The organism is Paenibacillus sp. FSL H7-0918, assembly GCF_038007025.1.
Taxonomy (GTDB): domain Bacteria; phylum Bacillota; class Bacilli; order Paenibacillales; family Paenibacillaceae; genus Paenibacillus_AQ; species Paenibacillus_AQ odorifer.
The window spans coordinates 643,211-657,090 of the sequence record NZ_JBBOWJ010000003.1 but is presented as its reverse complement, the minus strand read 5'-3'; the positions used below and the strand labels follow the sequence as shown (position 1 = coordinate 657,090).

Annotated in this window: 11 protein-coding genes and 1 pseudogene; 8 read left to right on the top strand and 4 right to left on the bottom strand. The window is 39.1% G+C overall.

The genetic code is table 11. The features are described 5' to 3' along the window. Positions 1-10 precede the first annotated feature (10 nt). The 4 genes from MHI15_RS22685 (at position 11) to MHI15_RS22670 (ending at position 5,286) form a co-directional block, all read left to right on the top strand. Positions 11-694 carry an ABC transporter ATP-binding protein gene (locus tag MHI15_RS22685; protein ID WP_076125806.1) on the top strand — a complete coding sequence of 228 codons (684 nt, stop codon included), beginning with the start codon at positions 11-13 and terminating at the stop codon, positions 692-694. Further along, positions 691-3,294: an ABC transporter permease gene (locus tag MHI15_RS22680; RefSeq protein ID WP_341164916.1), complete on the top strand. Its 2,604-nt coding sequence runs from the start codon at positions 691-693 to the stop codon at positions 3,292-3,294. The genes MHI15_RS22685 and MHI15_RS22680 overlap by 4 nt, the downstream gene beginning before the upstream one ends. Before the next feature lie 143 nt (positions 3,295-3,437). Continuing rightward, the gene (locus MHI15_RS22675) at positions 3,438-4,832 is read left to right on the top strand and encodes a protoporphyrinogen oxidase (RefSeq protein ID WP_341164915.1); all 1,395 of its coding nucleotides are present in this window, start codon (positions 3,438-3,440) and stop codon (positions 4,830-4,832) included. 187 nt (positions 4,833-5,019) lie between these two features. After that, positions 5,020-5,286 carry a CD3324 family protein gene (locus tag MHI15_RS22670; protein ID WP_341164914.1) on the top strand — a complete coding sequence of 89 codons (267 nt, stop codon included), beginning with the start codon at positions 5,020-5,022 and terminating at the stop codon, positions 5,284-5,286. 192 nt (positions 5,287-5,478) lie between these two features. Here MHI15_RS22670 and MHI15_RS22665 read toward each other — a convergent pair. Further along, a pseudogene (locus tag MHI15_RS22665) lies at positions 5,479-6,119 on the bottom strand (DUF2935 domain-containing protein). A gap of 325 nt (positions 6,120-6,444) precedes the next feature. On the opposite strand from MHI15_RS22665, the gene MHI15_RS22660 reads away from it, so the two are divergent. Then, positions 6,445-6,996, top strand: coding sequence for a GNAT family N-acetyltransferase (locus MHI15_RS22660; RefSeq protein WP_341164913.1), 552 nt, complete (start codon positions 6,445-6,447; stop codon positions 6,994-6,996). Between the two features lie 190 nt (positions 6,997-7,186). Here the strand turns inward: MHI15_RS22660 and sleB are convergent, their stop codons facing one another. After that, positions 7,187-7,828 (bottom strand): spore cortex-lytic enzyme, encoded by a 642-nt coding sequence (sleB, locus tag MHI15_RS22655; RefSeq protein WP_076309387.1) that lies wholly within the window; start codon positions 7,826-7,828, stop codon positions 7,187-7,189. 175 nt (positions 7,829-8,003) lie between these two features. Between sleB and MHI15_RS22650 the strand changes: the two genes are divergently transcribed. Next, the gene (locus MHI15_RS22650; RefSeq protein ID WP_076308528.1) at positions 8,004-8,555 is read left to right on the top strand and encodes a YdhK family protein; all 552 of its coding nucleotides are present in this window, start codon (positions 8,004-8,006) and stop codon (positions 8,553-8,555) included. A gap of 91 nt (positions 8,556-8,646) precedes the next feature. Here MHI15_RS22650 and MHI15_RS22645 read toward each other — a convergent pair whose 3' ends face one another. Together MHI15_RS22645 and MHI15_RS22640 are read right to left on the bottom strand one after the other, a co-directional pair. Continuing rightward, a complete protein-coding gene (locus tag MHI15_RS22645; RefSeq protein WP_076217529.1) occupies positions 8,647-10,281 on the bottom strand; it encodes an MDR family MFS transporter in 1,635 nt (544 codons plus the stop codon). Positions 10,282-10,310: 29 nt separating this feature from the next. Next, a complete protein-coding gene (locus tag MHI15_RS22640) occupies positions 10,311-10,739 on the bottom strand; it encodes a MarR family winged helix-turn-helix transcriptional regulator (protein WP_036678010.1) in 429 nt (142 codons plus the stop codon). A 268-nt stretch (positions 10,740-11,007) separates the two neighbouring features. On the opposite strand from MHI15_RS22640, the gene MHI15_RS22635 reads away from it, so the two are divergent. Both MHI15_RS22635 and MHI15_RS22630 read left to right on the top strand, forming a co-directional pair. Next, positions 11,008-12,069 (top strand): AAA family ATPase, encoded by a 1,062-nt coding sequence (locus MHI15_RS22635; protein WP_076190418.1) that lies wholly within the window; start codon positions 11,008-11,010, stop codon positions 12,067-12,069. 2 nt (positions 12,070-12,071) lie between these two features. Continuing rightward, entirely contained in the window at positions 12,072-13,871 is a 1,800-nt protein-coding gene (locus MHI15_RS22630; protein ID WP_341164912.1) for a vWA domain-containing protein, read from the top strand. Positions 13,872-13,880: the final 9 nt, after the last annotated feature.

Here is a 13,880-nt window from a genome sequence, read left to right as displayed (position 1 = left end):
GGGTCTAACAATGGATATTTTAAAGATTGAACATCTGTCTAAAACATATGGTAAAGGCGAGACCGCAGTAAAGGCTCTGGATGATGTATCTTTTTCAATTAAAAAAGGTGAATTCGTAGCGATTATTGGACCATCCGGCTCAGGAAAATCAACGATTCTGCATTTATTAGGTGGGGTGGATAGACCGACAAGTGGTAAAGTATTTGTAGATAACACGGATATTTATGATTTGAATGAAACACAGCTGGCGATCTTTAGACGCAGACAAATTGGTCTTATTTATCAGTTCTATAATCTCATACCGGTGCTGACGGTTGAAGAGAATATCACACTTCCGTTGCTGCTCGATCAGCATAAAGTGGATAAGAAGCAATTTGCAGATACCGTGAAGGCGTTAAATTTGGAAAATCGTTTAAACCATCTGCCGAATCAGCTATCAGGCGGACAGCAGCAGCGGGTATCCATAGGCAGAGCATTAATTAGTAACCCTGCAATTATGCTGGCAGATGAGCCAACTGGTAATCTTGACAGCAAGAATAGCAGTGAAATTATTGAATTATTAAAAATGTTTAATAAAACGTATAATCAAACACTGATTGTGATTACTCACGATGAACGTATTGCCTTGCAAGCAGATCGGGTTATTACTATTGAAGATGGAAGGATCGCTAAAGATGAGGTGATTCGTCCGTGAATATCGTAAACAAATTAACTATAAGACATTTGAAACAGAATAAGCGAAGAACATTGGTAACTATCATTGGAGTTATCATTTCAGTAGCTATGGTAACGGCTGTGGCGACGTTAGGTTTTTCTTTTATGGAATTAATGAAGAAGCAAAGTATCTCTACAAATGGAGAATGGCATGTCCAATATAGAAATGTTACTAAAGCTCAGCTCAAAGCGATAGAAACAGATGATGCGACAAAAGCCCTAGTGATCTCCAACGATCGTGGCTACGCCCCTTTAGAGGGTGGGAAGAATGAGAATAAACCCTATTGGTATATCAAGGAATATAATGCAGCTGGTTTTAAACAATTCCCGATTGAACTGCTGGAAGGTAGACTCCCGAAGACAAACCACGAAGTAGTCATTTCTGAGGAGATTGCAAAGAATGCAAAAGTCTCTTACAAGATTGGTGAAACTTTAACGCTTGATGTGGGTGAACGTGTCACTAGCGATGATGAAAATAGTGGCCAACCCCTATCTCAGAATGAACGATTACGGACTGAAGAGGATACCCTGCTTGAAAAGATTATTCATAAAAAATCAATGAACTATACGATTGTGGGAGTGATAAAACGTCCTACTTGGGAACCAACATGGTCTCCGGGTTATACTGCCATAAGTTATGTGGATGAAAGCATGATTGGAGCAGCTGAAAAAACCACAGCGACGGTTGTATTAAAAAAGGTGGACAGCTCCATATATAAGCATGCAGAGGAATTGGCAAAAGAAAATAAGATCGAGTCGATCTCTTATAATAATAGTCTGCTCCGCTATTATGGTGTGACGAATAACGATGGCTTACGTAACACACTTCTTTTATTGTCAGTAATTATTATGGTTGTGATTATCATTGGTTCCGTTTCTTTAATCTATAATGCTTTTGCAATCTCTGTCTCGGAGCGTGCACGTCATTTAGGGATGCTCTCCAGTGTAGGGGCTACAAAGTGGCAAAAGCAGAATTCAGTGTTTTTTGAAGGAATGATTATCGGTTTAATTAGTATTCCAATTGGGATCATTTGCGGTATAGCAGGCATCGGGATCACTTTTATGTTTATCAATTCGATGATTAAAGATGTATTAGGGATAACTGAGAGATTAATGTTGATTGTTACACCTCTGTCTCTACTAACCGCTGGTTTAGTTTCAATACTGACAATTTTTATATCCACCTATCTTCCAGCCAGAAAGGCTTCAAAGATCTCGGCAATTGATGCGATCAGACAAACAACCGATGTTAAGCTCTCAGGTAAAGCGGTGAAAACATCCAAGTTCGTGCGCAGATTGTTTGGTATTGAAGCAGAAATTGGTTTGAAGAATTTAAAGAGAAATAAACGCAGGTACCAAGCAACCGTGTTCTCACTTGTCATTAGTATTGTTTTATTTTTATCTGTATCAGCGTTCACTTCTAATATGAGAAGATCGGTAGAACTCTCACAGGATGGTTTGAACTATGATATCCAAGTATATATGGGGACTGAGGACGCTCAAAAAGTGGACCGGTTGACGAACTCGATATCCAAATTACCTAATATAACGGAATATAATGTGACTAAGGAACTCAGTGTGAGTTCATGGATTGATGAGAAAAATATGGCAAAAGAATTGCAAGAGATTGTGCAGGCGGATAAGAGTGTTCTAAAGAACGGGAAATATCCTTACTATATTCAGATCTATGCACTAAATGAACAGAGTTTGAAAACCTATGCAGAAACGGTCGGTATAAATTATGAACAACTAACGAAGCTTGATCAGATGACTGCTATTGTGAATGATACGGTTACCTTTGAGGATGAGAAAGCTAAAAAAATTGTTGAGACCAAAGCTTTTCACTCTGAAGTCGGCCAAAAGCTTGAGCTTATTTATACGGATTGGGATACCAAAAAAGAGACGAATTTATCACCAGTAAAAATTGTCGCTCTAACTGATAAACGTCCAATGGGAGTACATTCAGCAATGGTTGGTGGAATAAACATCATCGTCTCTAAACAAGTCTTCGATAAACTAACAAATGATGCGATGAGCAAAGATATTCAAAGCCGGCTTAACTTGAACAGCACAAACCCATTAGCGACACAACAAGCCATAGAGGAAATGAAAGAGCGGAATATCTATGTTCAAAATGTGTATCAAAATAGACAAAATAGTGAGCAGATGATCATGTTAATGTCTATTTTCACCTATGGTTTTATTGCTTTGATTACTTTAATATCAATTGCGAATATTTTTAATACGATATCAACTAGCATATCTCTTCGTAAAAGAGAGTTTGCGATGCTGAAGTCTGTGGGCATGACGCCAAATGGTTTTAATAAAATGATTAATTACGAAAGTGTTTTTTATGGAATAAAGTCACTACTATATGGGCTTCCGATTAGTATAGTTATTATGTACTTGATCTATAGATCAATGATGAGCAGCTTCTCTTATGGATTCACACTTCCGTGGATGAGTATCTTGTGTGTCATATTGGCAGTGTTTATCATCGTTAGCGCAGCTATGTTATATTCAAGCTCAAAAGTGAAAAAAGAGAACATTATCGATGCATTGAAACAGGAAAATATATAACTATTAGCCCATCATTGCCGCGTTTAACGCGGCTTTTTTGTGTCATATCTGACACGTTGGTATGTAAATTCTTATAAATTCCTATGATATAATGTACACAATTGAATTGAACAGATTATAACCACGAGGTAGGTGTCAACGAATTGAGAACAGTTGTCGTGATTGGCGGGGGAATTACTGGATTGTCTACCGCTTACTATTTACAGAAATCTATAGAGCATAACAAGCTAGATGTAAAAATCATTTTGGTTGAAGCCAGCGATAGACTGGGCGGCAAAATCAGAACACTAAAACAAGAAGACTTCATTATGGAGTCTGGGGCAGATTCTATTGTCACTCGCAAAACGAATGTTGCACCTCTGATTGAAGAGTTGGGTATTCAAAATGAGGTTGTATATAACGCGACAGGAATATCCTTTATTTATACAGAAGGTAAACTGAAGCAAATTCCTAAAGATGCAGTCTTTGGCATTCCGCTCAGTATGGAGTCGCTTGCTACAACAGAACTGATCTCAGCTGAAGGAAAGGTTGAAGCACTCAAAGATTTCTACACTCCCAATAATAAGTTTACGAAAAACGATTCCGTGGGTGATTTTCTAGAAGCATTCTTTGGAAAAGAACTTGTCGAGAAGCAAATTTCACCGGTTCTTTCAGGTGTATATTCCGGGAAGCTAAGCGAACTTACAATTGCCTCAACGCTGCCTTATTTGATTGATTATAAGAATGAATATGGCAGTATTATTCAAGGCTTATCCGCAAATAAAGCCAAATTTCAAGGGAATGGTGATAAGAAGTTCATGTCATTCAAGGGAGGTGTATCTGCCTTGATCGACTCTATGGAAGAACATCTTTCTAATTCGGAGATCATCAAAGGGATTCGTGCCGAAAGAATTGAGAAGCGTGGAGAGCAGTACCAGGTAACTTTGGCAGATGGACGAATCATAGACTCCGATGTTGTCGTACTTGGAACGATGCATTCTACTGCACAAGCGCTACTTCAAGACGAAAAACTAAATGAAGATTTCAATCAGTTATATAATAGTTCTATGATTAGTGTATATTTAGGATTTGATATCCCCGACAGTCAGCTGCCTGCGAATGGCACAGGGTTCATCACTGCCAACAGCGATGATGTTCTATGTAATGCGTGTACGTGGACAAGTCGCAAGTGGGAGCATACGTCAGGACAACAGCGTCTGCTTGTCAGACTCTTTTATAAAAGCTCAAACCCTCATTATGTTTCGTTGATCAAGCTATCTGAAGAGGAACTATTGAAGGTGGCTTTGAAAGATATACAGACCAGTCTCGGGATAACAGGACAGCCAGCTACCTACGATGTGACCAAATGGCATGATGTAATGCCAAACTACCATAAACTTCATCATCAAATTGTAGTATCCTTAGAGAAGAAGATGACAGACAGGTATCCTAATGTTATCCTTGCTGGATGCTCCTATTATGGTGTAGGCATTCCAGATTGTATTGCGAATGGAGAAAAAACAGCAGAGCGTATTTTGGAACAAGTAATTTCACATTAAAAAGGAGGGTGTACAATCGTGAGAAGATTAGCGATCAGCTCTATGCAAAGTCTAGACTTATAAACAACGGCGGTTGTTTGTATAGAGCGAAAAATTGATTTTACCGCTAGTGCAGTGTGCATGGGTTGTTTAAAGAATAGACTTTGCTACCTTCAAACTCATAAAAAGTTTAAGGAGCAGAGCGATTATGAAATATGTAAATGCAGATACGATTTTCCCAAAAGAATTATTAGAGGAAATTCAGAAATATATCAACGGGGGTATGGTTTATATCCCTAAGCCTGAAAAATCACATGTAAAATGGGGCGAAAAGTCAGGGAGCAGAAAATACTTAAGATCTAGAAACATCGAAATCTGTCTAAGGTTTGCTGTGGGTGCAACGGTTGACCAGCTTTCAGATGAATATTGCCTATCTAGGGATAGTATTAAGAAAATTGTTTATTCAAAAAAATAGCTTATCATCCAAAAAAACCACGTTAGAGGAAACTCTGACGTGGTTTTTGGAATTTAATTATAATTCATCCATCTTTTTATTTGCGGCATTAATAGCTGTACTAGAAACCTTTGTTTTGTTTAGTGCTTCTTTCATCATTGTCATTGCTTCTAATTGCAACATTAATCGCTTTTAAATAGATTTCATGTAATGCTATACGATTTGTTTATTCATATTCAAAGAGGCTTCAAATGCATCAATTATATACAGGAATCGTTCTGCTTCTCGGAATACATGATCCGCAAGCAATGGATGGATGATGCTCTTTATTCGGCATTCCTCAATAAGATCACGTGCCGTTTTCTTAAAGTCACGGAGAGATTTAACTGAGACTTTATTCTCGTCAAGTTGCTGACTGAGCAGGGGTTTGGTTTTCATTAATAATTGCGTCTGATAAAAGATCTAACCTACCCTGATTCAGTTCTTACAGTCGATTTCGAAAATAGTTGGCTTCCCTACTGACATGATCCACTAATAAGGGGAAGTTCGTTCCGCCTGGAAGCTTACATTGTAGAATTAGACCTAGTATTTTCCTTTTAAACGCCCAGATATGTGATGCTGCACTATGAACTTCCTCATTAAACTTCCATATTACTACTGGATCAGAATCCACAGTGAATCCGAGTGATTTATTCTCTATGGCTTCGAATGTGGCATAGAAATGGTTTGCTTCATTAATTAGTTGCGTGTCTTCACAACGAAACCCAAGGTTTAAGAAAAAAAGAGTGTTCTTTGATGATTCGTGACCAGAATCTTATTTCATCTAGAGATCTCGAATCAAAAGGATCCGGCATATCTGAGCGCACCTCCCATTTTTATACAATTATAATATGCGTGAGGTTTGTACTGTATCCGCAAAAGTTAAGACGAGTATATAGAAGTACAGTAGGTACGGTTAACTTAATTATCAAATATAAATGGTGACATTATATAAAAATTAATTCTAATCGAATATGGCATATAACTAGAGCGAGGTCGTAATTATACTAAAAAAGAAGTGACATTAGACAAGAACTTGTGGAGGTATGATGGAGATTAAGCTTGTTCCAGTAACCATAATATTTTAGTGATCTCCATAAATATATTCAGGAATTCGACAGAAGGTAGGGAGGGAACGACATGAATATCACAATCACCTTAACTGACAGTGCCTCGAAGTTTATTATTAACAACCTTTACCCACTATACTTACACGATCTATCAGAAATATGGGGGATGATTCCTAATCGATACGGGGTATTCGAGGAGGACGAGACACAGTCACTGCAGGAACAGAATAAAGTCTTCGACATTTGGTGGGAGAAAGCTGGCATTTTGTATCCTTATTTAATAAAAGAAAATGATATTCCAATAGGGTTTGCATTAGTTGCTACACCACCATATACTCCGTCTGCTTGTGAATTCTATTTGAATGAATTTTTTATTCTACGGCCTTTCCGTGGTAAGGGGCTCGCTGAATATGCGGCTAAGGAAGTCTTTAAGCTTCATTTGGGTAACTGGGAGCTACAAACGAATCCCACGGATACAAATAGGAGAGCACAGCATTTTTGGAGGAAAACTTTAAAAGAATACACTGGGGATAGTTATTTAGAGGAATGCGGGAAGTCATATGATGATGAATTAAAGATGATTTTTACATTCAATAACCAATCAGAATTATCGAATCCATAAAAGGGGATTTCGAAGTTATGTTTAAGAATTCATTCCTAAAAGCAAAAGCTTATAAGTACAATTCACTGCAATATTTGGTGGCTTTAGTGCTTGAAATGGATGCTAACACAACCGAATAGGTTTAATAATAAAAGCCGATCTAACTATCGTAGTTAGATCGGCTTTTGTTGATCTTAGCTATTTGATGTAATTAACTTGCAAATATATGCTTACCAATTTTTAAGTTTTGCGGACGTGACCAAATCCATGCACTAGTTGCTGTATCGGGATTGAAATAATAGATTGAATGGTTTGTGGGGTCCCAACCTCGAACAGCATCAAGAGCAGCTAAATAAGCTGTCTGATTTGGTGTAAGCCAATACTGGCCGTCAGATACGGCTGTGAAAGCTCCTTTTTGGAATACAACTTCTTTAATATTGTCAGGAAATTGACTAGATTGTATACGATTCATGACTACTGCACCCACTGCAACTTGTCCAACATAAGGCTCACCGCGAGACTCACTGTAGATAACTTTAGCCAAAATATCCATTTCATTAATATTAAGTGTGTGTTTTTTTAAAATATTCCAAGTTTTTGTCCCCGAAATTCCATCAGCGCTTATGCCATAGGCCTTTTGAAATTTAGCAACCGCTGCTTTCGTTTGTGATCCGTATACCCCATCTAAGGGCTCAGTATAGAAATCAAGGGTTTTTAATCTATATTGTAGATCCCATACATCTCCTGAAGAACTTCCTATGGTTAATAGCGGAGCTGCATTAGCAGAACCGATCATAGTAGCCATGCCCACCAGACCCAAAAGAAGCAACAAAGTGAATATTTTAGTCTTCATTATAGTAGCCTCCTTTCAGAAAACATTATAAATATAGTTTAATCATTGAGACAACACTCATTTAATGGAAAATAAATTACTGTTTTACAAACTGTAAATCCTTAGTTCCGTTTGTGATTTTCTGAAATGGGTAAAATAATACTTATAGGCAGATAAAATTTCGGAGGTCTTTTATATGAAAAAGCAATTATTTCTACTAGTCGTCGCAGCTGCTTTCAGCTTAAGTGCTTGTAGTAATGACAATAGCTATGGCAATCAGATGTCTTCTAACGATACACAAATGGAACATAACTCACATTCAAGTTCAGGTGAAGTTCCAAAAGATCTGAGGGTAGCGGAGAATCCTACTTACAAAGTAGGAAGTGAAGCTGTGATCCAAACTGACCATATGGAAGGGATGAAGGGAGCCATTGCGACAATTGTGGGAGCTTATGAGACGACAGCATATAATGTTTCCTATAGACCTACTACAGGAGGTCAACCGGTCACAAATCATAAGTGGATTATTCATGAAGAAATAAAAGAAGCAGATGATATATCCTATCAACCAGGCTCAGAGGTTATTATGGAAGCTGATCATATGAAGGATATGAAGGGTGCAACGGCTCAGATTAACTCAGCAGAAAAAACCACTGTCTATATGATTAATTACAAACCTACTACGGGTGGAGATGAAGTGAAAAATCATAAGTGGGTAACAGAAGATGAGCTTTCACCTGTAAAATAATAGATCAACACAAAAACTGCAACTTACTCAGTTACGCATGAGTACGTTGCAGTTTTTGTTGTTTTATAGTCAGCTTCAAAATAATTTGCGGTTAGGCTTTATCCACTGCAAGTTTTGAAGATTTCATGTTTGACAGGTCCTGTTCAGCTTCTTCAGGAACTGGCATTTGGTTAGAAGTACGAAGTGGAAGCTCCTTCAGGAAGAAGACAAGCACGAAAGCTACAACAAGCACAATGGTTCCGGTTAAGAACACGGATGACAATGTCTGTCCTAAAGCATCACGGATACCCTCAATCATTTGTAAGAAGACAGGCTGTACATCGGCTGGCAGACTAGCTTGAGTCTGTTCAAGCAATGGTTTGTTCATTAATGCCTGTGGATTAGCGAAGGAGAGTATTTGCTCAGCAAGTTTTGGATCTATCTGTGTGAAATCCGGTGCTGATGACGATTGCAGAGCTTCCTTCAAGTTTTTAGTAAGACTATTGGACATAACGGTACCCATGACTGCGATACCGATCGTACCGCCTAAATTACGGAATAATTGTGAGGAGGCCGTTACTACACCTAGTTCTGTGTGTGAAACCGCATTTTGAGTAGCTAGTGAGAATACTGGCATCCCCAATCCTAACCCAAGACCAAACACAATCATACTTAGGACAGCCATCGGTACATTATTCATAAATACCATAATTGTCATACCGGCAATCATAATGGGTATTCCAATTAATGCGTAACGTTTATACTTCCCTTTTTTCGCCATCTTTTGACCGGTAAGGGCACTGGCTACAACCATAACGATCGACATTGGCATAGTAACATACCCTGCATATGTCGCGGAGATCCCCAGAACACCTTGTACGAAGAAGGAAAGATAGATCATAGCTCCCATCATACCGAAGTTCATAATAAAACCAATAATATTAGATATGGTAACTACACTATTCTTAAATAGATGAAGCGGGAGTATTGGATTTTTAGCTTTGGATTCGACAAAAATAAAGAGAAGTGCCGAAACGACTGTTCCCGCCAACAGGCCGAGAATTTGCGAAGAACCCCAATCATATTCTGTACCTGCCCAGGTGAAGGCAAGCAGTAGAGGAACGATGGTAGTTGTCATTAACAAGGAACCTAAATAGTCGATGCTGGTTGACTCTCCGCGTTTGCCTTTAGGAAATAAGGTAAGAATCATCACGAAGGCCACTACACCAAGCGGTAGGAAGATCCAGAACAGCCAATGCCAATCCATATTGTCGATCAAAAAGCCTCCAAGCGTTGGTCCAAGCACACTGGAGAAACCGAATACGGCCATCATCAACCCCATCCATTTACCACGTTCACGCGGAGGGAATAAGTCACCTACGGCAGTAAATGCGGTGGATTGAATAATACCTGCACCTACCCCTTGAATCCCACGATAAATGATAAATTGATAAACATCGGAAGATGTTCCTGTCAGAAAAGCCCCAACCATAAATAATAGAATACCTGCTAATAGAAAGGGTTTACGTCCGAACATATCAGATAACTTACCGACAAGAACGGTTGCTATTGTTGATGTTAATAAATAAATGTTAATAGTCCAAGTATAGTAATCCATGCCATCAAGAATTGCGATTATACGCGGCATAGCAGTACTTGTAATTGTCTGATTAATCGCTGCGAACAGCATTGCAGCCATAATAGCTATCATAATACTAAGTTTTCGTTTGCTGGATAAATGTTCCATTCGATTGTTTCCCCGCCACTTTTTAAATTTTATCTCTTGTCTAAATCAGAAATTATTACTGCGAAAATTCTTCTTAAATGCTCAATATCTTCATCGGGCAGTATCTTAAAGTAAGATTCCATAAGTTCTTGATGGCGTTCCTGCACCTCTTTAATCGTTGCTTCTCCTTTCTGCGTAATGGTGATGTGTACCACTCTTCGATCATCCTTGGCGCGTTCCTTATTTACGTAATCTTCAGCGATTAATTGGTCTGTTACGCCTGTAATTGCTGCTGAGGTAATACCAAGAGCTGCAGCAATCTGTGATACGTTTTGTGGACCGTTCTTAGATAAAGTCCTGAGGGTTTTGAACTGTGTAATATTTAGGGGGTAGTCTTGTTTGTTCCAATCTTGAGAGATTCCTTTTAAAAAGGATTTGAACATAGTAGATATCTGAAGAAAATCTTCATTATTAGCCAAATCACGCCTCCTAAAGTTATGAAATAGGGCGGAATAAGTAATTCCATTAAATTTTAGATAACAACTAAATGATTAACTACTTAATTATTAAAGCGTGAAACAATATATCATCCTTTTTTATATCTCGTCAAGAAAAGGTTTGTTTTTTCGAATGAAATAGAGTGGGTTGATAATATTGTTGTTGAAGTTCGTTCCTGAGCTAATGAATTATTTGTTATACTGTGTATAGTTATCGTTATTATCAATACATTAAAAAAGGAGCATTTATTTGAATCTAGCAACGCCAGTAACACCTATTCAACTTATGCAAGTACTTCTAAACGTTTCTGTGATTCGCCCTGTTTTTATCTGGGGGGCGCCTGGTATTGGGAAATCTTCGCTAGTAGAAGCTTTTGCTGATCAGGTGGGTCTTCCTTGTGTGTCTCTATTAGGTTCTCAATTAGCACCTGAAGACATCATTGGAGTCCCGCAAATCGTTAACGGTAAGAGCCAATTCTGTCCTCCAAAAATGATTGCTCGGGATGAACCTTATTGTTTGTTCCTGGACGAGCTTAATGCCTGTTCTCAAGAAGTGCAAAAAGCTTTTTATAGTCTCATCCACGAACGCCGCATAGGCGATTATCACCTACCTGAGGGCTCTATAGTAATAGGAGCTGGTAACCGTGCACAAGATAGTGCAATTGTTAAACCTATGTCCTCCGCGCTTATCAATCGGATGTTCCATATACAGTTAAATGTATCGTTTCAAAATTGGATCTCTTGGGCATATGAGCATAACATTCATCCTATGGTTATTGAATATCTGGAATTGCGTCCCGATCATTTGTGGAGTGCACCTCCAAAGACTGAAGAGCCTTTCTCCACGCCACGCTCTTGGCATATGCTTAGTGATGCACTACATGAGTTTGGCGATGATATAAATGCGGATACCGTGGGGATTTTAGCGAATGGTTCACTGACACCTGCTCACGCCACACAATTCAGGGCTTTTTATAAAAATCTAACTGGAAAATATGAACTTAATCAAATTATAGATGGTAAATCCTCATTTCCAACGGCTCCAGAAGATCGGGATCTCCTGTATTTCCTGGCGCAATCCTTGCGTGCCCAGATTATCAAAGAACTCCCTCCGATTAAAGATAACGTACGAGATGGACATCGCCAATTTGCACACACTGTTAAAAAGCTGATTAAAGACCTGTCCGTCATTAGCTTTGAAATTGCACAGCTAGTAGTTGCTAAGCAGGAGCAAAGTGATAATATTCCAGATTGGTTAATGGTTGAAATTGTACGTGATTTACCACGTCTTGCAATAAAAGAGCGGGGGTAAATATGGCTAAAAAAACAACTCCAGATAATCCCGCTTTGAAAAATTTTAATGAAGCATGTTCGTTAATCGCGGATCATCCTATTTTTGCGCCGTTATCTGTTCGAGCTTCGATTATTCATAATGAAAATAGTCCCTATCCTGAAGACGGCTGGGCAATTGTCACTAATAACGGTTACATTTACACTCATCCTAAACGGCGTGGCGAGGTTGCTGAATGGATGTACGTTTTGGCACATTGTTATCTTCATTTAGGTCTTGGACATTTAAAGATTAAAGAGAATCAAGTGGCGTGGAACGTTGCATGTGATGTGTACATAGCAAAGTTTTTAAATGACTTGAAGCTTGGGAAAGTACCCGCAGATATGGAGTCGCGAATTGATCTTACAATTAAAGATGAACAACAGCTTTACGAGCAGTTTATGATAAAAGGAATTCCGGACACCTCCAGATATTTTGGGACTGCGGGTGTTTCAAAACTGGATATGAATGTTAGAGAAACCACCAAAAGATACTGGGGAAAAGCACCGGATTGGGAAGCCTATTTTGCTTATGGGTTATCTAATGCTGTGACGAATGCAGTAAGTGTTGCTGGAGGCCATGCTAATACTATTAGTGACCCTACACTTTCATTAACCGCTCCACAACGTGCAAAACGATGGTTTATGGACAGATATCCTTTATTAGGTGCGCTTGCCGCCGGCTTTGAGATTATAGAAGATCCAGCGATATGTCGGCGATTTGATATTTCCATAGCTGCCATTGACGTTATTGAGCGCAAAATATTTATGAACCCTGCAGCCGGACTAAACGATGAGGAGTGTATTTTCGTGATGGCGCATGAGCTACTGCACGCGGGGCTTCAGCATCACGAGCGATGTCTTGGCCGGGATCATTATCTTTGGAATGTGGCTTGTGACTACGTAATAAATCTATGGCTAGTAGAAATGAGTGTAGGGGAGTATCCGCGAATTGGACTCTTATTAGATCCTGAGCTTAAAGGTTTATCTGCTGAAACGATTTATGATCGTATGGTCGGAGATATCCGCACTTATAAGAAACTGGCAACCTTGAGAGGGAATGGACTTGGTGACATTTTAGATAACGGTTCATCAAGTTTTTGGGATGCGAGAGAAGGACAGACACTAGATGATTTCTGTAAAAATGCTATGCAACAAGGACTTATGTATCATGAAGAGCATAGTCGCGGTCTTTTGCCATCAGGCCTAGTTGAAGAGATTAGAGCGCTGGGCCAGCCACCTATTAAATGGGATGTAGAGCTTGCTCGTTGGTTTGATCATTATTTCTCACCGCTTGAGAAGACCAGATCTTATTCACGAATTAGCAGACGTCAATCTTCTACGCCTGATATCCCTCGACCACAGTGGGTTCATAGCGGTGCTGCAGATGATGGCCGCACTTTTGGAGTTATTTTAGATACCTCAGGCTCAATGGATAAAAAGCTTCTGGCCAAAGCATTAGGGGCCATTTCAAGTTATGCGCAGGCTCGTGATGTTCCTTTTGCACGGATTATCTTTTGTGATGCTTGTCCTTATGATGCAGGTTACATGCCCCCGGAGGCTATCGCGGATCGGGTACAAGTGAAGGGAAGAGGGGGAACGATCTTACAACCAGCTATTGATTTGATTCAACAAGCTGAGGATTTTCCGAAAAAAGGACCACTTCTAATTATTACAGATGGTTATTGTGACAAGCTGACCATTAAAAGAGACCATGCTTATATCTTGCCCAAGGGAAATGACTTGCCTTTCTCACCCAAAGGACCTGTATTCAGAATTAATTAGGGCTTAGAA

What these genes read in the sequence shown, in the direction of transcription:
- MHI15_RS22685 (WP_076125806.1), top strand. Translation starts at nt 11, where the DNA reads ATGGATATTTTAAAGATTGAACATCTGTCTAAAACATATGGTAAAGGC.
- MHI15_RS22670 (WP_341164914.1), top strand. Translation starts at nt 5,020, where the DNA reads ATGAAATATGTAAATGCAGATACGATTTTCCCAAAAGAATTATTAGAG.
- MHI15_RS22660 (WP_341164913.1), top strand. Translation starts at nt 6,445, where the DNA reads ATGAATATCACAATCACCTTAACTGACAGTGCCTCGAAGTTTATTATT.
- sleB (WP_076309387.1), bottom strand. Translation starts at nt 7,828, where the DNA reads ATGAAGACTAAAATATTCACTTTGTTGCTTCTTTTGGGTCTGGTGGGC.
- MHI15_RS22650 (WP_076308528.1), top strand. Translation starts at nt 8,004, where the DNA reads ATGAAAAAGCAATTATTTCTACTAGTCGTCGCAGCTGCTTTCAGCTTA.
- MHI15_RS22645 (WP_076217529.1), bottom strand. Translation starts at nt 10,281, where the DNA reads ATGGAACATTTATCCAGCAAACGAAAACTTAGTATTATGATAGCTATT.
- MHI15_RS22630 (WP_341164912.1), top strand. Translation starts at nt 12,072, where the DNA reads ATGGCTAAAAAAACAACTCCAGATAATCCCGCTTTGAAAAATTTTAAT.